The sequence below is a fragment of the Vibrio sp. AH4 genome (assembly GCF_030710545.1).
GTDB lineage: Bacteria > Pseudomonadota > Gammaproteobacteria > Enterobacterales > Vibrionaceae > Vibrio > Vibrio metoecus.
Genome location: NZ_JALAIV010000001.1, coordinates 399,069 through 422,853 on the forward strand (window position 1 = coordinate 399,069; position 23,785 = coordinate 422,853).

Consider the following 23,785-nt stretch of genomic DNA (forward strand, 5'->3'; position numbering starts at 1 on the left):
ACTAAAGATGAGAGTGAACTTATCACCATGCATCCATCATTTTATGCTGCTATCGCTGCCTTTTCGCTTACCGCCTGTAGTCAGGGAGTTGTTCCAATGGAAGATCGCACCGCCATCCCTTGTGCCAACAAACCCAACTGTGTCTCGACTCAGGATGAGCGCGATAAATTTAACCTTGCGCCATTTATCTTGCGCCCCGGTGTCACCATGGAACAAGTTGAGCGTGTTGCCCTCTCCCTCTCCGGTGCCAGTACCGCTGAAAAAAATGCGCAATATTTGCGCATTGAATGTACTTCAAGTGTGTTTCGCTTTGTTGATGACCTTGAATTGAAGATTCAACAAGATCATTTATGGGTACGCTCCGAGTCGCGGATTGGTTATAGTGATTTCGGTGTGAATCGCCGCCGCGCAGAAGCGTTGCGTGAAAAGCTAACTCTATCAGGCCTGCTTGAGCAACCCTAATCTCGATCCATTTAGGAAGCTCATGCTACACTGCGGCCTGTTTTCCTATTGATAGATGAAAGAGAGCCCTTATGAAAATCGGCATCATCGGCGCCATGCAACAAGAAGTCGCCATCCTGAAAGATCTCATTGAAGACGTGCAAGAAGTTAACCAAGCCGGTTGTACTTTTTACAGCGGTCAAATCCAAGGTGTCGACGTTGTCTTACTGCAATCCGGTATTGGCAAAGTGGCGGCAGCCTTGGGCACAACGTTACTCCTCAGCCAGTATGCACCAGATGTCGTGATCAATACGGGCTCAGCTGGCGGCTTTGACGCAAGTTTGAATGTGGGTGATGTGGTCATTTCAAGCGAAGTGCGCCACCACGATGCGGATGTGACTGCGTTCGGTTATGAGATTGGTCAAATGGCCGGTCAACCTGCGGCGTTCAAAGCCGACGAGAAATTGATGACGGTGGCTGAACAAGCATTGGCTCAATTGCCAGATACTCATGCGGTGCGTGGCCTTATCTGTACCGGTGATGCGTTTGTGTGCACCGCTGAACGTCAGCAATTTATCCGCCAACACTTCCCAAGCGTTGTTGCGGTGGAAATGGAAGCCTCTGCGATTGCGCAAACTTGTCACCAATTCAAGGTGCCATTTGTGGTGGTTCGCGCGATTTCTGACGTTGCCGATAAAGAATCTCCACTGTCGTTTGAAGAGTTCTTGCCACTGGCAGCACAAAGCTCTTCTGCTATGGTGCTGAAAATGGTTGAACTGCTCAAGTAAGCGAGCCGATTAATGGAAACGTGGTTTTCCCACCTTTATGCTAATGGTGCGCTCCTCGTAATGTGGGGCGCACTCTTATTTCATCTGCTGCTGCCTATTCCTCATGCTGCGCACCCAGTCACTTTGTGGCACAAATTTGCCGAACTGCTGGCAAGTAAGGTCAACACACCAGCCAGTTATGCGCAAAATCTCTTGTCAGGCTCCCTCGCATGGGGGGTGATGATTTTCCCGACGATGGCACTTCTTTGGGCGCTCAAACCTCTGGTGTGGCATCCTCAATTATTTGATTTGGCACTGCTGCTACTCGCCTTGGATTGGCGACGCCAAGAAACCCTAGCCAATCAACTGACACAAGCCTTGGCAAAAGAAGATAAACCACAAGCAAGGGCTTTATTGCAACCTTTTGTCAATCGACAAACCACCACACTTTCAGCGCTTGGGTTGGGTAAAGCCGGTGTTGAAACTCTCGTTATGGGATTTGGTCGTAATGTGGTGGGCGTGTTGTTTTGGTATGGGCTGCTTGGGGGCAGTGGCGCTTTAATGTATCGCTTAATCGCGGAATTGGCTCGCGCTTGGTCACCTTCGCGTACCACCTTCCAACCTTTTGGTTTACCTGCCATAAGAATGCTTGCGTTACTCGACTGGCTTCCTCTGCGCCTATTTAGCTTACTCATTATCACAGGCAAACAAGCCGGGAGCGTTTTCAACGCGGTGTTAGTACAAAGCCGCAGTTGGCCACTACCGGGACCGGCTTGGCTACTGTGTGCGGTTGGCAATAAATTGCAGCTCTCTTTAGGCGGACCTGCGATTTATGGCGAACAAAAAAGCGTTCGAGCAAAGATTGGCGGACGCATCGCTCCAGCCGCGATACATATTGCTCAAGTACAAAGTTTGATTGCGTGGCGTATTTTCGTTTGGATAGCGCTGGAAAGTTTACTGTTATTGCTGATTTATCGCGGAGTATAAATGCCTGTTATCCGGCTCATTACCTTGACTTTTCTGTTTATCGCGCCAAATGTATTGGCAGCCCCCTTTGCGGCAGAGCGTGTAATTAGCCTTGCCCCTCACGCTACAGAAATTGCTTATGCGGCGGGGTTAGGTGATAAGTTGGTCGCAGTCAGTGAATACAGTGACTACCCGCCAGAAGCCCTAAAACTGGATCGCGTAGCCAATCATCAAACCATCAATATCGAGAAAATCCTGACTCTCAAGCCGGATTTGATCATCGCTTGGCCAGCGGGTAACCCACCACGCGAACTCGCTAAACTGCGCCAACTCGGCATCACTATCTATGATTCGCAAACCAAAACTCTGGATGAAATCGCTGACAATATCGAAGCCCTTAGTCAGTATTCGAGCAATCCTGCGGTAGGTAAAAAAGCGGCCAACGATTTTCGTCAACGTTTGCAGAATTTACGTAAACAATACGCCAGCAATCAGCCCGTCCGTTATTTCTATCAGCTCAGCGAAAAACCAATCATTACGCTGGCTCAAGGACACTGGCCTAGCGAAGTATTTAGCCTCTGTGGTGGAGTAAATATTTTTGCCGACAGTGCCGCCCCCTACCCGCAAGTAAGCATTGAACAAGTTCTGGTAAAACAACCCGAGGTTATCTTTACTTCTGAACATGCCATCGCTAATGGCCATATGTGGCAAGCTTGGCGAGCCCAGCTCAGTGCGGTTCAAAAAGAGCAGGTATGGCCACTCACTTCTGACTGGTTAAACCGCCCAACCCCCAGAACCTTAGATGCCGTAGAACAAGTGTGTCAGTACCTCAAAATTGCACAAAAGCAGTAACTTTAGCGGATAAAATCTCGTAAAATCCGCCCCAATTTGCCGTTCTATATTTTTAATCGTTCTGTTGATAGTGAGACAGCCTTGGATACTTCCCTGCTTTATCTGATTGATATGTTTGGTACTGCCGTATTTGCGGTTTCTGGTGTGCTCTTGGCTGGACGCCTAAAGATGGATCCCTTCGGGGTGATGGTACTCGCCAGTGTTACGGCGATTGGTGGCGGAACCATTCGAGATATGGCGCTAGGTGCTACCCCTGTTTTCTGGATCAAAGACACCAACTACCTATGGGTAATTATGATCACCTGTGCACTGACTATGTTGTTGGTGCGCCGCCCAAAGAGACTCGCATGGTGGATTCTACCGGTCAGTGATGCGATCGGTTTAGCCGTATTCGTTGGGATTGGAGTTGAAAAAGCACTGATTTATCAAGAATCCGCACTTATTGCAGTCATTATGGGAGTGATCACTGGCTGTGGCGGCGGCATCATTCGTGATGTATTAGCCCGAGAGATCCCGATGGTATTGCGTAGTGAAGTCTACGCAACCGCCTGTATTATCGGCGGTATTTTCCATACCACTGCGTTAACCATGGGTTATAGCAGTTCAACGGCACTATTATCTGGTGTTTTCACCACGTTGCTCATTCGGCTTGGTGCGATCCGTTGGCATCTTTCTCTGCCCACGTTTGCCCTGACCAAATAATTCCCTAAACACCCATCACGCCAAGATGGGTGTCAGTTCTTCAGCACCTCTCCGGCACGGCGATCAGAACTCACTTTGTGACCTTTATGCACGACCTCACTTAAGATTCCACATACAATCCCTGCATCTATTCCCATTTGTCATCAACACATGTTACTCGAAGGCATTGAAACCCTGCTGGTGCTCAGCAAAGAAAAAACCATGAGCCGAACCGGTAGCCAGCTCTATATCAGCCAATCGGCGGTTAGCAAACGTATTGCCAATTTAGAAAAAAAACTGGGAAAAAAACTGATTGTTCCTGCGGGAAGACACATCAAATTAACGGCGGATGCCGAGCAATTAATTGCCAGCATCGGCCCCACCTTTAATGAGTTGCATGGCTTGATTTTCGAGCAACAGACACTGGAAGATAACACGCTGCTGCGTATGGATTGCTCGGAGACGTTAGTCGCGGGTTATCTTGGCCAGACGATGGGGCAACATCGCAAGCAGGATCCGCATTGGGTGATCACCACCAACCACACACCGCGAATTGTCGAGAATGTGCAGTCTGGCAAAGCCGCCTTAGGCTTTTGTGCCGGTTATCTACCCGCCAATCATGGCTTATTAACGTTCCACTTAGGGGACGAGCCTTTTACTGTTGTCAGCAAAGAGGCTCTGCACTCACTGCCAAGCGAGTTGATTACCAATGATTTAACTAACCCCTCGAATACCTATCAAGCCGCAATGCTGCACAAACAAGGTATTCGACCAGCGATGGAGATGGACTCTTACACCGCCGCTGCGCAGCTCGCACTCGGCGGCATGTTACCAGCCTTAGTGCCACGCTCGATTGTCAGCACCCTAAAAATTGAGCCCCAGCACTGCTTTGATTTTGCTGAATTAGCAGACCTTACTCGGCCCATCCATATTTGTCTGCGTGCCAGTCGGTATCGCAGCTCTAGGGTCCAAGCATTGATAACAGCGCTGCATGATGCTGTTCCCAAAGCAGTTTTAGCGCCATCAACATAGACATGGTGATCACCAGAGGCCGAATCCAACGCTGACCTTTGCTGATCACCACTTTTGCCCCCATACGAGCACCGATAAATCCGCCAACCGCCATGGTTAAACCTATCTGCCAAATCGGTAGACCCGCGATTAAGAAAAAGGTCAACGCGGCTATGTTGGAAGTAAAATTGAGAACCTTAGTGCGAGCGGTAGCTTCCACCAAACTAAAATGCCCCAAAGCGACAAAACAGACGGTAAAAATTGAGCCAGTACCGGGGCCAAAAAAGCCATCATAAAAACCGATACCAAAACCCACCGTGAAAGCAAACGCGGTTTCGGATAAAGGCGCAGGCCCTGTGTGCGTTTTGGTGGTCGGTGCCAATAAGAAATAGAGCGAAATTCCGAGCAGTAACAGGGGGATGAGGCTGGTTAGCAAAGTGGCATCAATATATTGCACCGCTTCTGCACCAAGCGCCGCGCCGACAAAAGTACAAGCAATCGCCAGTCGCATCGCTTTTAGGCTCACAACGCCCTTGCGCACAAAATAGAGTGTGGCCGAAAAGCTACCAAAGGAACTTTGCAGTTTGTTGGTCGCCAAAGCCTGAGTCGGCGGCACCCCTGCTGCCAGCAAGGCTGGTAAGGTCAGCAAACCACCACCGCCCGCCATAGCATCAATAAATCCCGCAACTCCCGCCACTAAAAACAGCAGGCCTAATACTTCCAGTGAAAGTTCCATTTCTTATCAACGCATTGAACAATAAAACCCAACAGTAACACTGCTGAAAAAGTGAAAACAGCGAAACACAAGACGACAACCTATTCCCATTTTTCATCAATCAGCACTCAAGGTGAAATCAGCAAAGATCGAGGGATTCAAAAATAAAAAAGCCCGCTGACGAGCGGGCAAAGAGGTTGTCAGAGAGGCCTTGAGCCTCTCTTATTGTAATACCAATTAAGCTTGGCTAGCTTTTACACGCGCATGCAGCTCTTGCACTGAAGTGACGGATGCTTTGGCATCTGCCGTGTGTGACATACAAGTTGCGAAGGCGGCGTTCAGTGTGGTGGTATAGTTCACTTTGTGTGACAGAGCACCACGGCGCAGCACTTTTGAGTCTTCAATTGCTTGGCGGCCAGAAGCCGTGTTCACAATGTAGGTGTACTCATGGTTTTTGATGCGATCCAGAATGTGTGGACGACCTTCATGCACTTTGTTGACCAGGCGTGGGTTGATACCCGCTTCGCCCAGAATCACCGCAGTACCGTGAGTCGCATCCAACTGGTAACCCAGTTTCACTAGCTTAGAAGCCAGATCCACCACACGTTGTTTGTCACCTTCACGAACCGAAAGCAGCGCACGGCCACCTTCAGGGTAAACAGAGCCACTACCCAATTCTGCTTTGGCGTACGCTTCAGCAAACGTCGCACCAACACCCATCACTTCGCCAGTTGAGCGCATTTCAGGGCCAAGCAGTGGGTCAACACCTGGGAACTTGTTGAACGGCAGAACCACTTCTTTTACTGAGTAGTAAGGTGGAATAATCTCTTTAGTGAAGCCTTGTTGCTCCAGCGTTTGTCCAACCATCACTCGCGCAGCGATTTTCGCCAGCGGTGCACCCGTTGCTTTTGATACAAACGGTACAGTACGCGCGGCGCGTGGGTTAACTTCAATCAGGTAAACTTCGTTGTCTTTGACCGCAAACTGAATGTTCATCAAACCACGAACACCCAATTCAAATGCCAGCTTCTCAACTTGCTCACGCATCTTGTCTTGGATCTCTTGGCTCAAGGTGTAAGCCGGCAGAGAACAGGCTGAGTCACCAGAGTGAACACCCGCTTGTTCGATATGCTCCATGATGCCGCCAATCACGACGCGCTCACCGTCACAGATCGCATCCACGTCCACTTCGGTGGCATCATCAAGGAAGCGATCCAGCAGAACTGGTGATTCATTCGATACGCTCACCGCTTCGTTGAAGTAACGACGCAGATCTTGCTCATCGTACACAATCTCCATCGCACGACCACCCAGAACATAAGAGGGGCGAACCACAAGTGGGAAACCGATTTCACGCGACTTCTCAATCGCTTGCTCGATGGCTGTTACGGTTGCGTTGTCAGGCTGTTTGAGGCCTAAACGCTGTACCGCTTGTTGGAAACGTTCACGGTCTTCAGCGCGGTCAATCGCATCTGGGCTAGTACCAATCACAGGTACGCCAGCCGCTTCAAGCGCGCGAGCCAGTTTCAGTGGAGTTTGACCACCGTACTGCACGATAACGCCTTTTGGCTTCTCAACACGCACGATAGCGAGCACATCTTCCAGAGTTACAGGCTCAAAGTAGAGGCGATCTGAGGTGTCGTAGTCAGTTGATACGGTTTCTGGGTTACAGTTGACCATGATGGTTTCGTAACCATCTTCACGCAGGGCAAGTGCTGCGTGTACACAGCAGTAGTCAAACTCAATACCTTGACCGATACGGTTTGGACCACCGCCCAGCACCATGATCTTGTCTTTGTCAGTCGGATTAGCTTCACACTCTTCATCATAAGTAGAGTACATGTAAGCCGTGTCTGACTTAAATTCTGCCGCGCAGGTATCCACACGCTTGTAAACTGGGTGGATGTTGTATTGGTCACGCAGACGACGGATTTCGTTTTCGCTCACACCGAGCAGTTTGGACAAACGCGCATCGGAGAAGCCTTTGCGCTTCATCTTACGCAGTACGTCTTGGTTCAAGCCCGCAAAGCCACCGGCTTTTACTTCCGCTTCCAGCTTCACCAGTTCTTCGATTTGCACTAGGAACCAGCGATCAATGTTGGTCAGGTTAAATACCCCATCCACTGACATACCAGCACGGAATGCGTCAGCGATGTACCAAATACGCTCTGCGCCTGCTTCTTTCAGCTCATAACGAATTTTGGTCAGGGCATCTGGCGCGTCCAGATCCACTTTCTCATCCAGACCAGCCGCACCGACTTCCAAGCCGCGCAGTGCTTTTTGCAGTGATTCTTGTTGGTTACGACCAATCGCCATCACTTCACCTACTGACTTCATTTGTGTGGTCAGGCGGTCATTGGCGCCGGCGAATTTTTCGAAGTTGAAACGAGGGATCTTAGTCACTACGTAGTCGATGGTCGGTTCGAACGAAGCTGGCGTTGCGCCGCCTGTGATGTCGTTCATCAACTCATCGAGTGTGAAACCCACCGCCAGTTTGGCCGCCACTTTAGCAATTGGGAAACCGGTGGCTTTGGAAGCCAACGCCGAAGAGCGTGATACACGTGGGTTCATCTCGATGATCACCATGCGACCATCTTTCGGGTTGATACCAAACTGAACGTTTGAACCGCCGGTTTCTACGCCGATTTCACGCAGTACCGCCAAAGAGGCGTTACGCATGATTTGGTATTCTTTATCAGTCAGCGTTTGCGCTGGAGCGACTGTGATCGAGTCACCAGTGTGGATGCCCATTGGGTCAAAGTTTTCAATCGCACAGACGATGATGCAGTTGTCGTTCTTATCACGCACCACTTCCATCTCGTACTCTTTCCAACCAATCAGTGATTCGTCGATCAGCAGTTCATTGGTCGGTGAAAGATCCAAGCCGCGAGTACAGATTTCTTCAAACTCTTCACGGTTGTAAGCGATACCACCACCGCTGCCGCCCATAGTGAAAGAAGGACGGATGATACATGGGAAACCCACCATATCGAGGACTTTGTACGCTTCTTCCATGCTTTTCGCAGTATCAGCGCGAGGACACTCCAGACCGATTGATTTCATCGCTTTATCAAAGCGTGAGCGGTCTTCCGCTTTATCAATCGCATCGGCGGTTGCGCCGATCATTTCCACGCCAAACTCGGCTAATACACCATGTTTTTCCAGTGCCAGCGCACAGTTCAGCGCTGTCTGGCCACCCATGGTGGGCAAAATCGCATCTGGACGCTCTTTTTCAATGATCTTACGCACCACTTCCCAATGGATTGGCTCGATGTAAGTCGCATCGGCCATTTCTGGGTCAGTCATGATGGTCGCTGGGTTTGAGTTGACCAGAATAACGCGGTAACCCTCTTCGCGCAGGGCTTTACACGCTTGCGCGCCTGAGTAGTCAAACTCACAAGCCTGACCGATAACAATTGGACCCGCACCAAGGATAAGGATGCTTTGAATGTCAGTACGTTTTGGCATTATCTACTACTCCAAATTAAGCGCGGAATTGTTTAATCAGTTCAATAAAGTGGTCAAACAGCGGTGCTGCATCGTGTGGACCTGGGCTTGCTTCTGGGTGACCTTGGAAGCTAAACGCTGGCTTGTCGGTACGATGAATCCCTTGCAGTGAACCATCAAACAGCGATTTGTGGGTTGCACGCAGGTTGTCAGGCAGAGTCGCTTCATCGGCTGCAAAACCGTGGTTTTGTGAGGTGATCATCACCACACCGCGATCCAAATCTTTCACTGGGTGGTTTGCACCATGGTGACCGAACTTCATTTTTACTGTTTTCGCGCCGGAGGCGAGTGCCAGAATTTGGTGACCTAGACAGATCCCAAAAACAGGAATGTTTTTCTCAAGGAAAACGCGTGTGGCTTCAATCGCATAAGTACATGGCTCTGGGTCGCCTGGGCCATTGGATAGAAACACACCGTCTGGATTAAGGGCGAGCACGTCTTCTGCAGAGGTTTGCGCTGGCACCACAGTTAAGCGGCAACCACGATCCACCAACATACGTAGGATGTTACGCTTCGCACCAAAATCGTAAGCCACAACATGGTAAGGCAGTTCGCTGTCCGCTTTCGCTTCAGGTAGGCCGCCTTCTAGCGTCCATGAGCCTTGTTTCCACGCATACGCTTCTTTGGTGGAAACCACTTTCGCGAGATCCATGCCTTTCAGGCCCGGAAACTCTTTCGCTTTCGCCAGTGCTAATGCTTCATCCAGATTATCGCCCGCCATGATGCAGCCGTTCTGTGCGCCTTTCTCACGCAAGATACGAGTCAGTTTACGGGTATCAATATCAGCAATGCCGACTATGTTTTGCGATTTGAGGTAATCAGAGAGGGATTGTTCACTGCGGAAGTTAGAAGCGATAAGAGGGAGATCACGAATCACAAGGCCTTGAGCATGAATCGCAGTGGATTCTTCGTCTTCGGAGTTGGTTCCGGTATTGCCAATGTGAGGATAAGTAAGAGTAACGATTTGCTGGGAATAAGAAGGATCAGTGAGGATTTCTTGGTACCCCGTCATCGAGGTATTGAAAACAACTTCACCAACGGAAATACCATCTGCCCCGATGGACACTCCGCGGAACACTGTCCCATCTTCTAGGACTAACAGTGCTGATTTACTCAAGACAACCTCCAGAATAAAAATGCATAAAAAATAAATTATTTTGCAAACTCGTCTTCCTACTAGCCACTAAATCATGCATTAGGATGCTATAGACAAATTGGCGATATTCTAGAGAGCAGAACGAGACCTGTCAACACAAGCCTAAAAAATTAATTTATCTTTACGAGCTCTCGATAGATTTATTCAACAAAACCATCAAAAACCCACCTTTATCTGGCCGATATCATCTATTCATTAGCCATTCAATGAGAATGGAGATTTTACAATCGAGAATAAGTGGCAAAAAATTAACCACCTACAAAGCAAACGTTAACTGGCAATTTTTAGTTAAAAAAACAAAGGCCACACGAGCAATTGGCAGCCTAAGCCATAAAAAAATAACAAATCAAGCATCAAAAACACCTAAAAATGGTAAGAATAATTTTTATAGGATTTTGATAATAAAAAAAACGCCAGCAGTTTGCTGGCGCATAATTATGTATTTAGAGGTCATTCAATCCGAGCACATCGGTCATGGTGTAGAAACCGGCGGGTTGCTCCGCGAGCCAAATGGCGGCTTTGACCGCACCATTGGCAAAAGTCATTCGGTCGGTCGCTTTATGGGTAATCTCGACTCGCTCACCAATGTCAGCAAACATCGCAGTATGCTCGCCAATGATGTCTCCAGCACGAATAGTGGCAAAACCAATCTCATTACGTGAGCGCTCGCCGGTGATCCCTTCTCGCGCGTAAACGGCCACATCACTCAGTTGATTGCCCATCGCATGAGCAATCGCTTCACCCATACCAATCGCCGTACCTGAAGGGGCATCGACCTTATGGCGATGATGGGCTTCAATGATTTCGATATCGCAGTAATCGCCCATTACCTTGGCCGCTTTTTCTAGCAGTTTAAATACCAAGTTCACGCCAACGCTGTAGTTCGGAGCCATGACAATTGGGATATTTTTTGCTGCTTGTTCAATCGCTTGACGCTGAGCATCAGAAAAACCGGTCGTACCAATCACCAGTTTTTTACCATGCAGTTCACACAGGGCTAAGTTAGCCAAAGTACTGGCTGGCGCAGTAAAATCAATAATCACATCAAACTGCTCAACGGCTTGCTCTAGATTATCGACCAAAACAATGCCTTGCTTACCGATACCGCACAGCTCGCCAACATCGACACCGACTAATGAGGATTCTGGACGCTCAGAGCCCGCGCCCAATTCGGAAAGCGGATTCTGGTGCGTTGCTTTTACCAGATTGCGTCCCATACGTCCTGCGGCACCCGCAATCGCAATTCTAACCATGTTGCTGTCTCCATTCTCCACTGCCTTAGGCAGTTCCAATTTGTAGACTTAAACTACCAACTATCTTCCACTCTGGCTAGCCTCACGGCTTTGCCGAGCGAGGAAAAAACCACTTAACCAAACTGTGCCACCACTTGATGCAGTACAGGCTCATTCGCTTCAGGAAAACGGTAATTAGCCAAATCGGCAATTTTCACCCAACCACCTTGCTGACCTTCACGGCCATGAGGCTGCCCTTCAAAAGCCGTGATTAACATAAAATCAAAGCTTAGTGATTTGTCCGTATAGTCATAATCGAAATGTTGGAAAGCTTGCTGTTCTGTCACCACAATACCGACTTCCTCCTCCAATTCGCGAGCCATGGCTTGCTCAATATGCTCACCCGCTTCGACTTTACCGCCGGGAAACTCCCAGTACCCACCTTTATGAAGATGATCTGGACGTTTGGTGATGTAAATTTCGCTCTGCTCTGGATTAAAAATGATCCCCGCAACAATGTGGATTCGTTTCAAGGTGTCGCTCCTGTGTTTCTGGCTGACATATATTTCAGTTGTAAAAAGAGTCGCCTTAGCGACTCTTTTCTTTAATGAGGTGAAACAGGTTTAGTTAATTTGCCCGTGACACTGTTTGTATTTTTTACCGCTACCGCATGGGCAAGGTTCGTTTCGACCCACTTTGCGCTCATCACGCACCATCGGCTGATTCGATTCCTCTTGCTCAATCTCATCCGCGCTTGCGTGTTGTGCATGAGCATGACGAGCCGCCTCTTCAGCTTGAGCACGGCGTTGAGCTTCCATGCGCTCAACTTCTTCTTGCTGTTGAACACGCACTTTTGACAAAACTGTGATCACATCTGATTTGAGTGATTCAAGTAACTCTTCAAACAACTCAAACGATTCACGCTTGTACTCTTGTTTAGGGTTCTTCTGCGCATAGCCACGTAGATGGATACCTTGGCGCAAGTGATCCATCGCCGCCAAATGCTCTTTCCAAAGAGTATCAAGCGTTTGTAGCATCACAGATTTTTCAAAGTTACGCATCACCGCAGGACTAACCGCTTGCTCTTTGGCTTTGTAAACCTCAACAGCTTGTTCGATGATGCGCTCACGTAGCGCTTCTTCATACAGCTTGTTGTCAGCATCTAACCAAGATTGGATCGGCAGTGGCAGATCGAAATCGTTCTTCAGGCGGTCTTCCAAGCCTTTGATATCCCACATATCTTCCAGAGATTGTGGCGGAATGTACTCATCCATCACCGCATTCAGCACATCTTCACGGTTTTGCGCAATCATATCGCTGATATCGTCTGCGCTCATCAGCTCATCACGCAGTTCATAAACCACTTTACGCTGATCGTTTGCCACATCATCGTATTCCAGCAATTGCTTACGAATGTCGAAGTTACGGCCTTCTACTTTACGCTGTGCTTTTTCAATTGAGCGAGACAGCATTTTCGATTCAATCGCTTCGCCTTCATCCATACCGCTTTGGATCAATGCCGCCATGCGATCTGAGGTGAAAATACGCAGTAACGTATCTTCCATTGAGAGATAGAAACGTGAAGAACCCGCATCACCTTGACGACCAGAACGACCACGTAACTGGTTATCGATACGGCGAGATTCGTGACGCTCAGTACCAATGATGTGTAAGCCGCCCGCTTGCAGCACTTGATCGTGCACTTGCTTCCATTCAGCTTTTATTTCATTGATTTGATCTTGTGTTGGGTTTTCTAGCTTCTCAACTTTGGCTTGCCAACTACCACCCAGCACGATATCTGTACCACGACCCGCCATGTTGGTTGCGATAGTCACCGCTCCGGGTTTACCAGCTTCGGCAACAATTTCCGCTTCTTTTTCGTGGAACTTCGCGTTCAGAACATTGTGCTTAATGCCCGCCTTTTTCAGCGCGTTAGACAGTAGCTCTGACTTTTCAATCGAAACGGTACCCACCAGCACGGGTTGACCTTTTTCAACACGGAGTTTGATGTCTTCAATGATCGCAGCAAACTTTTCTGCTTCGGAGCGATACACCACATCTGGCATATCGTTACGCACCATAGGTTTGTTGGTTGGGATCACCACCGTTTCCAAACCATAGATTTGTTGGAATTCGAATGCTTCGGTATCGGCAGTACCCGTCATACCGGATAGTTTTTCATACAGACGGAAGTAGTTTTGGAAAGTGATCGAAGCCAGCGTTTGGTTTTCGTTCTGGATCTTCACCCCTTCTTTCGCTTCCACCGCTTGGTGCAGACCGTCAGACCAGCGGCGACCAGGCATGGTACGGCCAGTGTGTTCATCGACGATCACGACTTCACCATCTGGTGTCACGATGTAATCAACGTTCTTTTCAAACAGCACATGGGCACGCAGTGCCGCATTCACATGGTGCAGCAAGCTAATGTTAGCCGGAGAATAAAGCGTATCCCCCTCTTGCATCATACCGTTTTTCACCAGCAGCTCTTCAACAAACTCTTGGCCGGTTTCGGTCAAATGCACCTGTTTAGATTTTTCATCAACAGTGAAGTGACCATCACCGCGGTACTCTTCAGAATCTTCTTTATCTTGCTTTTCCAGTTGTGGGATCAGCTTGTTGATACGGATATAGAGATCAGAACTATCTTCCGCAGGACCTGAGATAATCAGTGGAGTACGCGCTTCGTCGATTAAGATCGAATCCACTTCATCGACCACAGCGAAGAAACGAGCGCGTTGCACACGATCTTCAGGGCGAAATGCCATGTTATCGCGCAGGTAGTCAAAACCAAATTCGTTGTTGGTTCCGTAAAGAATATCGGCTTGATAAGCCTCTTTTTTGGCTGGCTGTGGCATGTTTGGAATATTCACGCCCACCGTCATGCCTAAAAATTCAAATAGAGGTCGGTTAGTTTCAGCGTCACGTTTGGCCAAGTAGTCGTTAACCGTAACAATATGTACGCCTTTACCAGGTAAGGCATTCAGGTAAGCAGCCAACGTTGCGGTTAAGGTTTTACCTTCACCCGTGCGCATCTCGGCAATTTGGCCGCCATGCAGCACCATACCGCCAATCAGCTGTACATCGAAATGGCGCATACCAAACACACGCTTAGAGGCTTCACGAACGGTCGCGAACGCTTCTGGTAGAAGTTGGTCTAGGTTTTCACCTTGTTCAATACGTTGACGGAATTCTACTGTTTTGGCTTTTAGCTCTTCATCGGAGAGAACTTCAAAGGCAGGTTCGTAGTTATTAATCTCTTTTACAATCTTGCGTAAACGGCGCAGTGTGCGGTCATTGCGACTGCCAATCACCTTTGTCAGTAGCTTAGTTATCATTTGTTGTGAATCTCTCTGTGCTAAATCGCTGTCTATCGACCTTGGAATGTCTTTAGTCTCTACCTATTTTCAACTAAGGATACTGAGATAAGTCATCTGTGTGAGATATTGTGATGACAGCGTTTATTTTCAAGGCACGCAGTTAATTAAGTGCTGCCTAGTTTAAGGAATTTTTGTCTCAACAACCAAGGTTCTCGATGATTTGTTGAATACGAGCTTGCGGTTTTGTGCACTAAGCCCAATGTTTACAAGGTTTCTGCTGCTTTTTAAAGGAACGATGCAATCTAAGATGTACGTTTCGATGCGCTAAGAAGCGCGCTAGAATAACCGTACCCCAATCAAAGGAGAGTCCGATGCGAGATCATCGACCGACGGCCACTGATGACTTGATTCAGGCATCCAAACTCAAACAGCTCCAAGAACATGCTAAAGCGATTTTGCAGATCAATCGCCAATTACAAGAAATCCTACCCAAAGGCTTAAAAGCACAAGTGAGGGCTGCAAATGTACGAGGGGGAAATTTGGTACTCGAAGCCGCGAGTGCAGCACTTAAAATGAAAGTGGATTATGAGCGATTACACATTCTGACTCAGTTACGGCAAAACGGATTTGGCCATTTGATCAGCATCGAGGTACGAGTCAACCCAGAGCTGTATCGGCAAACCAAACTGCCTTCTGGAGAGGCCTCGACGGCAAATCCTCGCCCACCTTTATCTGAAAATGCCGCTCATGTACTGCTCGCGATTGCCGATCAAGCCTCAGATAAAGTGAAAAAACGCTTACAAAGCTTGGCACGTTTAGCGAAAGCCAATCAGAAAGACGAGTGAGAAGATTGAACTTATCTAGCCCTCCACGTCAATATAATTGAATTTAAAAGAAAAAATAAAGCCAGACATCAGTCTGGCTTTATTATGCTTGTTCTTTATGAATGGCTTATGCCAGTACCATGTTCGGCTCAGCAAAAGCAACAGGTGAACCCACTTCTTCTTCGAAAGTAGCCCATTCCCATGCTTCTTGATCGGCCAACACTGCACGCAGCAGTTGGTTATTCAAACCGTGACCTGATTTATAAGCACGGAACTCACCAACAATCGCATGACCAGCCATGTACAAGTCACCAATCGCATCCAATACTTTGTGAGTCACAAATTCGTTATCGAAACGCAAGCCTTCTTCGTTCAGGATACGATAATCGTCCAAAACGATCGCACAATCAAAACTACCACCTAAGCAGAGGTTTTGAGACTGCAGATATTCAATATCACGCATGAAACCAAAAGTACGCGCACGAGAAATTTCTTTCACAAAACCTTGTGAAGAGAAATCAAACACAAGACGCTGATCATCGCCTTCAATCGCTGGGTGATTGAATTCGATTTCGAAATCCATACGGAAGCCGTTAAATGGTACAAACTCCGCCCACTTATCGCCATCTTCAATACGTACTGGTTTCTTGATACGGATGAAGCGTTTTGGTGCATTCAACGTTTCAATGCCTGCTTGTTGTAGCAGATAAACAAACGGACTTGCACTGCCATCCATAATAGGAATTTCAGGTGCATCGACTTCGATAATCGCGTTATCAATCCCCATACCCGCTAAAGCGGCATTTAGGTGCTCTACGGTAGAGATTCGAATACCTTGGTCATTAACCAAAGCCGTGCAAAGCATGGTGTCACGCACAGAAGCCGGATCGGCAGGGAAATCAACCGGTGGGTTGACGTCAGTACGACGATATACAATCCCCGTATTGGCTGCGGCCGGGCGAAGAGTCAGCGTAACTTTACGACCAGAGTGTAAGCCCACTCCAGTTGTTTTCACTATTTCTTTCAGAGTACGTTGTCTGATCATCTAGTTGCCTCGAAAATTTTAGCCACAATGCACGGTCGGCACAACACCGACCGTCATCCTACCAGAATTTTGAACACTGTCAAATTGTGCTGATATTTTAGTCAGCTTGACGTCTCAGGAAAGCTGGAATATCAAGATATCCGCTCTCTTTCTCTGGCTTTGGCGCGACACTCTGACTTGCAGATGAGTGCGATGGCGCTGCTGCGGGTTGAGTTTTCACTTCAACTCTTTCATGCAAAGGCTGTGCCGCTTTCTCTTCCACGCGAGAAGTCACCGGAGCCGATACAGGTGCAACTTTAGATTTGCCACCTGCAACGAGAGTGATATCTGGCTTTTTCTCGTTACCGATACCGGTTGCCACGACAGTTACGCGGATTTCGTCTGCCATATCTGGATCTAACGAAGTACCAATAACCACAGTTGCATTGTCAGAAGCAAAGGCTTTAACAGTATTGCCGACAGTTTCGAATTCATCCAGTCGCATATCTAAACCTGCAGTGATGTTCACAAGAACACCACGCGCACCGGCGAGATCGATGTCTTCCAGCAGCGGGCTAGAAATTGCCATTTCAGCAGCTTCTTCCGCGCGGTCTTCACCTCTTGCAACACCACTACCCATCATGGCGTGACCCATTTCTGACATCACAGTACGTACGTCCGCAAAGTCGACGTTAATCATGCCTGGGCGAGTAATCAGTTCAGCGATGCCTTGCACTGCATTTTTAAGTACGTTGTTCGCGCTCGCAAAGGCTTCCAGTAACGTGATACCACGACCCAATACTTTGAGCAGTTTTTCGTTTGGAATGGTGATCAGTGAATCAACGTGCTTAGATAGCTCTTCAATTCCCTGCTCAGCAAAAGCCAAACGCTTTTTGCCTTCAAAGCTGAAAGGTTTAGTTACCACAGCAACCGTCAAAATGCCCAGCTCTTTTGCCACTTCGGCAATCACTGGTGCAGCTCCGGTTCCTGTACCGCCACCCATACCTGCTGCGATAAACACCATATCGGCACCAGTAAGGAATTCTTTAATGCGTTCTTTATCTTCTAGTGCTGCATCACGCCCCACTTGTGGGTTAGCGCCCGCACCTAGACCTTTGGTGATATTGCCACCAATCTGAATAACAGTACCAACGCTTGTTTTGCGCAGTGCCTGAGCATCGGTATTGATACTCATGAATTCCACACCTTCGATGGATTCACGCACCATGTGTTCAACCGCGTTACCGCCGCCACCACCTACTCCAACGACTTTGATTACCGCATCGTCAGACATTTCCATCATCGGTTCAAACATGTGTTATCTCCGTTTTTCCTGTCTCTCAGGTTAAAACTCTTTTTGTATCCAGTTGCGCAAGCGGCCAATCCAACCTGTCATTGACGGGCGTTTGGGTTCTTGATATTCAGTATCGTCGCTGATTTGACTATCTCTTGCGTAATGAAGTAATCCCACTGCCGTAGAATGATACGGCTCTTTTACGTAGTCGGTAAGGCCACTCACTTCCAGCGGCTTACCTACCCTAACTTGATTGCGGAATACGCGTTCTGCGCATGCCACTAAACCTTCAATTTGTGCTGCGCCACCAGTGAGCACTACACCGGCAGCCAAATGATGCTTGATACCTTCTTTACGTAAGGATTCTTGCACCGAATCCACCGTTTGGTTAACTAAACCCATTAGCTCAGTGTAGCGAGGCTCAATCACTTCCGACAAGGTTTGTCGCTGTAAACTTCGCGACGGACGTCCACCCACACTGGGAACATTAACCGTATCGTCTTTGCTGACCAATTCACTCAACGCGCAGCCATATTTTACTTTGATCTCTTCCGCATCACTGACTGGCGTACCAAAAGCAAACGCGATATCGCTAGTAACGGCATTTCCTGCATAGGAAAAGACCTCGGTGTAACGTAATGCTCCACCGGTCCAGATTGCGATATCCATGGTACCTGCGCCGATATCAACCACACAAACACCCAGTTCGCGCTCATCTTCGGTAATCACAGCATTACTTGCGGCTAAACCAGAGTAGACTAATTGTTCAACTTTTAGCCCACAGCGCTCAACCGCTTTGATAATGTTTCTTGCCATATCATTATGACAAGTGATCAGGTGCACACTCACTTCCATGCGAACCCCGGATAAACCGAGCGGGTTCTTGATGCCTTCCTGATAATCTATGGTGAATTCTTGCGGAATCACATGCAGAATACGCTGCTCTTCACCAATTTTGATCGATTTTGCTGTATGGATCGCGCGATCCATATCTTCTTGGGAAACTTCTTCATCTGAAATCGTCCCCATTCCTTTCTCAATACGGCTAGCAATATGTCGCCCAGAAATCGAAAGGAATACGTGGCTGATTTTACACTCAGCCATCATCTCTGCTTGATCAATCGCGCGTTGAACCGATTTCACTACCGATTCAAGGTCGTTTACACCACCTTTATCCATCCCACGGGATGGGCTACTACCCGCGCCAATAATATTGATTTGACCATCAGGGAGTATTTCACCCACGAGAGCGGAGACGGTGGCAGTGCCTATATCTAGACCAACAATAATGTTGTCATCGGCAGTCTTAGTCATCGTTTTTCTCTTGTGTTAACTCTTGTTCAGGGAACCAACCCACCGCGGCTCCAGTATCATACCTGAGGTCGATATAGCTGATTTGTTCAGCTTTATTACCTAATTGTTTATAGAGCAAAAAGAAGCGCGATATTCGCTCTTCTAATGACTCTTTCCCCAATTCCAGACGAATACCATTGTCGAGAATAATTTGCCAAGCTCGTCGGTCATTTAATACTAATGAGGAGATATTTAAACCTAGCTGAGCAAATTTCGGGTTGTAATCTCGCCATGCTTTTAATACTTGTGGCGCAGTGCCATCAGGCCCATATAATTTAACGTGTTCGCCTTTAACTTGCGCAATATCACCATAAAATACTGTGCCATTTTTATCTAATAACGCATTCGCATTCCATAATGCTTCGACCTGATATTCGGTTAAATAGACTTTAATCGTATCTGGCCACTGTTTCCTTATCGATGCATGTGATACCCACGGGATCGACTGCACACTCTCTTGCAGAACATTAATATCTTGCGACATAAATGTCCCGATATGATCCAAGCGCGCTAATACTCGTTGCACATCGAGGGAGGAAACATATTGTAAGTCACCCTGTAAAACGAGTTTCGAGAGAGGAAGACGTTGTTCGTCCCACATCCAACTGATCGTCGAATACAGCAAACCACCTATCAGCAATAGCACCACCAGAAAAAAACTCGCACCACAGGCATGTTGTTTCACTTGTGGTGAGCGGGTGATTCTACGGCCTTCTAAAAGTACCTTGTTGATCAAAGCCCGGTGTTCCTGTTAACGACTGGCAATTTGATTCCCTATTTCGTTGCGTCATAGAGGTAAAAGCAATGACTTTAACCTCCGGATTATACTGAGGTGATCCAAAGTATCAAATACCCAACATCAGAAATCTGGGCTTGATACCAAGGAATTCACCAATGAGACAACCTTTCGGTTGCTTATATCTGTTGCATGTTCGCAATATTGAGTTCAAGAGCCGCTAAATGTCTTGCTACTTTCCCGACATCACCCGCGCCTTGCGTCAATACTAAGTCACCATCTTGCAAGATATTGGCAAGCACCGCAGGCAATGTCTGGCTATCCGGCACAAAGATCGGGTCAATTTTACCTCGGCTACGAATCGTACGACACAAGGATCGACCATCAGCACCAGCAATTGGCTTCTCTCCCGCTGAATACACATCTAGCATGATCAGCACATCGACTTGCTCAAGTACGTTGGCAAAATCGTCATACAGATCGCGAGTTCGTGTGTAACGATGCGGCTGGAAAATCATCACTAAACGTTTTTCAGCCCAGCCATTACGCGCGGCTTTAATGGTCACATCCACTTCGGTTGGGTGGTGACCGTAATCATCCACCAACATTGCCACTCCATTGCCAGTTTCAAACTCGCCCAAGTGGTCAAAACGGCGCCCTGTGCCTTGCGTATTAGCCATCGCACGTAAAATCGCTTCATCACGGATGTCATCTTCGGTCGCAACCGCAATAGCCGCCGAAGCATTGAGCGCGTTATGACGTCCAGGAATATTCAATGTGATATCCAAATTCGCTTTGCCTTTACGCACCACGGAAAATTGGCCTTGCTGGCCATTTTGGCGGTAATTCTCAATACGCACGTCGGCATCTTCCGAAAATCCATAGGTGATGACTTGGCGACTTACCCGTGGAATAAGCTCACGAATCACCGGGTCATCAATACACAAAATCGCTTGACCATAAAAAGGCAGATTGTGCAAAAAGTCGATAAAGGTCTGTTTGAGGTTTTCAAAATCGCCGCCGTAAGTATCCATGTGATCGGCTTCAATATTGGTGACAATGGTGACCATCGGTTGCAGATGCAAGAATGAAGCATCACTTTCATCGGCTTCAGCGATCAAAATACGGCTAGAACCCAAACGGGCATTGGTGCCAGCACTTTTTACCAAACCACCATTCACAAAGGTAGGATCCAATCCCGCTTCAGAATAAATCTGAGTCACCAGTGCCGTGGTAGTGGTTTTGCCATGGGTTCCGGCGACTGCGATACCGTGACGAAAACGCATCAGTTCAGCCAGCATTTCGGCGCGGCGTACAATCGGGATGCGCTTTTCACGTGCAGCTTGGATTTCAGGATTCTGTTCATTGATGGCGGTGGAAACCACCACTACGCTGGCACGTTCGATATTCTGCGCTTCATGGCCAATAAAAATCGTCGCACCTTTTTCCGCTAATCGCTCAGTGACTGGATTTGCCGCTAAGTCGGAACCTGAAATTTGGTAGCCTTCGTTGAGCAGCACTTCGGCAATCCCGCTCATTCCTGCCCCACCGATACCAATAAAGTGGATCGCTTTAACACGGCGCATCTCTGGCACCATAGCGCGAATTTGGGCAAGATCTTGAGTGTGTTTAATCGTCATAATTCTGTTCTCGTTATTCGGTAATGGCGATGATCGCTTGCGCCACCACCTTGTCAGCATCTAATTTGGCAGCTTGGCGCGCCTTCTGTGCCATAGACAATAATTGTGTTCGATCGAGTTGGCGTACCATTTGAGCGAGCTTTTCCACGCTCAAATCGGGCTGTTCAATCATTTTGGCGGCTCCACAGGCCACTAAATGATCAGCGTTGAGTGCTTGCTGGCGATCTTTATGCATGAAAGGGATAAAAATTGCACCGACTCCCGCTGCCGACACTTCAGAAACCGTCAATGCACCTGAACGACAAATCAGTAAGTCCGCCCAGCTATAGGCCTCTGCCACATCGTCGATAAATTCGGTAACTTGTGCGTCCACAACATCAGCTGCCGCATAAGCCTCTGCGACTTCTTGTTGGCTGTTTTTTCCTGCTTGATGACGGATTTCATACCCCTCACCTAACGCTGCCATTACCGCTGGCATAGTTTGATTCAAAATGCGAGCGCCTTGGCTACCGCCCATCACCAAAATTCGGATCGCACCACTACGCTGCGCAAAACGTTGCTCTGGCTCGGCAAGTTGCACCACATCTTGACGTACTGGGTTACCCACTACAGGCGCGTCAGTGAATGCTCCTGGGAAAGCTTGAAACACACGGCGAGCAATTTTTGCCAACCATTGATTGGTTAAACCCGCAACGGCATTTTGTTCATGCAGCACCACGGGAATACCCAGTAGCCAAGCGGCAATACCACCAGGACCACTCACATAGCCGCCCATACCGAGTACCGCATCAGGCTGATAGGCCAGTAAATGGCGGCGCGCTTGCAAAATCGCATTCACAATTTGGAACGGCGCTTTGAGCAAACGCATAAATCCTTGACCACGCAGCCCTTTGACCTGAATAAAGTCAATCTCAATGCCGTGTTTAGGAACCAAGTCCGCTTCCATTCGGTCAGCCGTTCCCAACCAACGAATTTGCCAGCCTTGTTGCTGTAGTTGTTTCGCCACGGCTAAACCGGGAAACACGTGACCGCCAGTACCTCCGGCCATCACCATTAATTTTTTATTCTTGTTCATCAACTGTGATTTCTTCTGGTGTGTGGCGATCCGCTAAACGGCATTCATGATCGATACGCAGTAAAATCGACACCGCCACTGACATAATAATTAAACTAGAACCACCGTAACTGATCAGCGGTAGCGTTAGACCTTTAGTCGGAACCATACCTGCCGCTGCACCAACGTTAACCAAGGTTTGGAAAGCAAACCAAATACCAATACCAAACGCGAGATAACCGCCAAACTGCTGATCATGTTGGAAGGCTTTCTTACCAATAAAAATGGCTTTCAGTACCAAGCTAAAAATCAACACCAGCACTAATACCACGCCAACAAAACCCAGTTCTTCTGCCAATACGGCAAACACAAAGTCGGTGTGCGCTTCGGGTAAGTATTCGAGCTTTTGAATCGAATTGCCCAAGCCTTGCCCAAACCATTCACCACGGCCAAACGCCATCAAAGATTGAGTGAGCTGATAGCCACTGCCGAACGGATCTTCCCATGGGTCAAGAAAGGAAGTCACACGACGAATACGATAGGGTTCTGCAGCAATCAGGGCGACCACCGCCAGTACGCCTGCGACCATTAATGCCAAAAACTGGGAGAGTTTCGCACCTGCGATAAACAACATACCAAACAGCGTGACCAACATTACGATCACCGTTCCCAAGTCTGGCTGCCCAAGCAGCAATACGGCGAGCGTACCAAACACCATGATCGGTTTTAAAAATCCGCCAAAAAACGTCTGACGAACTTCGTCATGTTTGCGCACCAAATAGCCAGACATGAAAATAAATAGTGACAGCTTGGCCACTTCCGCAGGTTGAAGGTTAAACAACCCTAACGGGATCCAACGTGATGCACCATTTACTGACTTACCAGCGACCAAGACCACCACCAACAAGAAAAAGGAGATCCCGAGTAGCAGTGAGCTGTATTTCATCCAACGCTCTAACGGAACCTGCAGTACCAAACTGGAGGTGACAAGAGCCAATAATAGAAAGATCGCGTGACGGAACATAAAGTGGAAAGGTTGATCAGTCAGGCGAGAGCTGATTGGGAACGAAGCAGATGTCACCATTACGAGACCAATCAGCATCAAGCCAAACGCAATCCAGACCAATTGGCGGTCAAACAGAGCCTCTGGCGAAGCCGAGCTCAGCCAGTGGCGAAGTTTTGTAAAAGGTCTGGATAAAAACAAGCTGAACTACC

The 23,785-nt window shown here is 48.1% G+C and carries 20 protein-coding genes; 7 read left to right on the forward strand and 13 right to left on the reverse strand.

Annotated elements, in window-relative coordinates; translation table 11 throughout:
* The first annotated feature begins 27 nt into the window (after nucleotides 1-27).
* The 6 genes from MKA69_RS01940 (at nucleotide 28) to MKA69_RS01965 (ending at nucleotide 4,739) form a co-directional block, all read left to right on the forward strand.
* Nucleotides 28-462 (forward strand): DUF1499 domain-containing protein, encoded by a 435-nt coding sequence (locus MKA69_RS01940; RefSeq protein WP_081020269.1) that lies wholly within the window; start codon nucleotides 28-30, stop codon nucleotides 460-462.
* 71 nt (nucleotides 463-533) lie between these two features.
* Nucleotides 534-1,229 carry a 5'-methylthioadenosine/S-adenosylhomocysteine nucleosidase gene (gene mtnN, locus MKA69_RS01945; RefSeq protein ID WP_000689863.1) on the forward strand — a complete coding sequence of 232 codons (696 nt, stop codon included), beginning with the start codon at nucleotides 534-536 and terminating at the stop codon, nucleotides 1,227-1,229.
* 12 nt (nucleotides 1,230-1,241) lie between these two features.
* Entirely contained in the window at nucleotides 1,242-2,195 is a 954-nt protein-coding gene (locus MKA69_RS01950; protein WP_055031583.1) for a cobalamin biosynthesis family protein, read from the forward strand.
* Nucleotides 2,196-3,026 (forward strand): vitamin B12 ABC transporter substrate-binding protein BtuF, encoded by an 831-nt coding sequence (btuF, locus tag MKA69_RS01955; protein WP_305847421.1) that lies wholly within the window; start codon nucleotides 2,196-2,198, stop codon nucleotides 3,024-3,026.
* Between the two features lie 81 nt (nucleotides 3,027-3,107).
* Nucleotides 3,108-3,728: a TRIC cation channel family protein gene (locus MKA69_RS01960; protein ID WP_000381505.1), complete on the forward strand. Its 621-nt coding sequence runs from the start codon at nucleotides 3,108-3,110 to the stop codon at nucleotides 3,726-3,728.
* A gap of 150 nt (nucleotides 3,729-3,878) precedes the next feature.
* On the forward strand, nucleotides 3,879-4,739 hold the full coding sequence (locus MKA69_RS01965; RefSeq protein ID WP_305847422.1) for a LysR family transcriptional regulator: 861 nt from the start codon (nucleotides 3,879-3,881) through the stop codon (nucleotides 4,737-4,739).
* Here MKA69_RS01965 and MKA69_RS01970 read toward each other — a convergent pair.
* The 6 genes from MKA69_RS01970 to secA all read right to left on the reverse strand — a co-directional run bounded on the left by MKA69_RS01970 (nucleotide 4,669) and on the right by secA (nucleotide 14,663).
* Nucleotides 4,669-5,454, reverse strand: coding sequence for a TSUP family transporter (locus tag MKA69_RS01970; RefSeq protein ID WP_305847423.1), 786 nt, complete (start codon nucleotides 5,452-5,454; stop codon nucleotides 4,669-4,671). The two genes, MKA69_RS01965 and MKA69_RS01970, sit on opposite strands and share 71 nt — an antisense overlap.
* A 216-nt stretch (nucleotides 5,455-5,670) precedes the next feature.
* Nucleotides 5,671-8,901, reverse strand: a complete 3,231-nt coding sequence (gene carB, locus MKA69_RS01975) for a carbamoyl-phosphate synthase large subunit (protein ID WP_158106354.1) — start codon at nucleotides 8,899-8,901, stop codon at nucleotides 5,671-5,673.
* A gap of 16 nt (nucleotides 8,902-8,917) precedes the next feature.
* On the reverse strand, nucleotides 8,918-10,057 hold the full coding sequence (gene carA / locus MKA69_RS01980) for a glutamine-hydrolyzing carbamoyl-phosphate synthase small subunit (protein ID WP_000045131.1): 1,140 nt from the start codon (nucleotides 10,055-10,057) through the stop codon (nucleotides 8,918-8,920).
* 482 nt (nucleotides 10,058-10,539) lie between these two features.
* On the reverse strand, nucleotides 10,540-11,349 hold the full coding sequence (gene dapB / locus MKA69_RS01985; RefSeq protein WP_055029091.1) for a 4-hydroxy-tetrahydrodipicolinate reductase: 810 nt from the start codon (nucleotides 11,347-11,349) through the stop codon (nucleotides 10,540-10,542).
* 113 nt (nucleotides 11,350-11,462) lie between these two features.
* Nucleotides 11,463-11,861: an 8-oxo-dGTP diphosphatase MutT gene (gene mutT, locus MKA69_RS01990; protein ID WP_055029090.1), complete on the reverse strand. Its 399-nt coding sequence runs from the start codon at nucleotides 11,859-11,861 to the stop codon at nucleotides 11,463-11,465.
* Between the two features lie 90 nt (nucleotides 11,862-11,951).
* On the reverse strand, nucleotides 11,952-14,663 hold the full coding sequence (secA, locus tag MKA69_RS01995; RefSeq protein ID WP_000628948.1) for a preprotein translocase subunit SecA: 2,712 nt from the start codon (nucleotides 14,661-14,663) through the stop codon (nucleotides 11,952-11,954).
* 353 nt (nucleotides 14,664-15,016) lie between these two features.
* Here secA and MKA69_RS02000 point away from each other — a divergent pair, with 353 nt between their 5' ends.
* Nucleotides 15,017-15,490 carry a DUF721 domain-containing protein gene (locus MKA69_RS02000; RefSeq protein WP_305847424.1) on the forward strand — a complete coding sequence of 158 codons (474 nt, stop codon included), beginning with the start codon at nucleotides 15,017-15,019 and terminating at the stop codon, nucleotides 15,488-15,490.
* Between the two features lie 106 nt (nucleotides 15,491-15,596).
* Here the strand turns inward: MKA69_RS02000 and lpxC are convergent, their stop codons facing one another.
* From lpxC to ftsW, 7 genes are all read right to left on the reverse strand, one after another.
* Nucleotides 15,597-16,514, reverse strand: coding sequence for a UDP-3-O-acyl-N-acetylglucosamine deacetylase (gene lpxC / locus MKA69_RS02005; RefSeq protein WP_000621100.1), 918 nt, complete (start codon nucleotides 16,512-16,514; stop codon nucleotides 15,597-15,599).
* Between the two features lie 97 nt (nucleotides 16,515-16,611).
* Nucleotides 16,612-17,808 (reverse strand): cell division protein FtsZ, encoded by a 1,197-nt coding sequence (gene ftsZ, locus MKA69_RS02010; protein WP_000462806.1) that lies wholly within the window; start codon nucleotides 17,806-17,808, stop codon nucleotides 16,612-16,614.
* A 30-nt stretch (nucleotides 17,809-17,838) separates the two neighbouring features.
* Nucleotides 17,839-19,101: a cell division protein FtsA gene (gene ftsA, locus MKA69_RS02015; protein WP_000167614.1), complete on the reverse strand. Its 1,263-nt coding sequence runs from the start codon at nucleotides 19,099-19,101 to the stop codon at nucleotides 17,839-17,841.
* A complete protein-coding gene (locus MKA69_RS02020; RefSeq protein ID WP_000608983.1) occupies nucleotides 19,094-19,876 on the reverse strand; it encodes a cell division protein FtsQ/DivIB in 783 nt (260 codons plus the stop codon). The genes ftsA and MKA69_RS02020 overlap by 8 nt, the downstream gene beginning before the upstream one ends.
* A gap of 179 nt (nucleotides 19,877-20,055) precedes the next feature.
* Complete coding sequence (gene murC / locus MKA69_RS02025) at nucleotides 20,056-21,516, reverse strand: UDP-N-acetylmuramate--L-alanine ligase (protein ID WP_000152814.1); 1,461 nt, start codon at nucleotides 21,514-21,516, stop codon at nucleotides 20,056-20,058.
* A 13-nt stretch (nucleotides 21,517-21,529) separates the two neighbouring features.
* On the reverse strand, nucleotides 21,530-22,591 hold the full coding sequence (gene murG, locus MKA69_RS02030) for an undecaprenyldiphospho-muramoylpentapeptide beta-N-acetylglucosaminyltransferase (protein ID WP_055029086.1): 1,062 nt from the start codon (nucleotides 22,589-22,591) through the stop codon (nucleotides 21,530-21,532).
* Nucleotides 22,578-23,774, reverse strand: coding sequence for a cell division protein FtsW (gene ftsW, locus MKA69_RS02035; RefSeq protein ID WP_032469982.1), 1,197 nt, complete (start codon nucleotides 23,772-23,774; stop codon nucleotides 22,578-22,580). The genes murG and ftsW overlap by 14 nt, the downstream gene beginning before the upstream one ends.
* Nucleotides 23,775-23,785 lie beyond the last annotated feature (11 nt).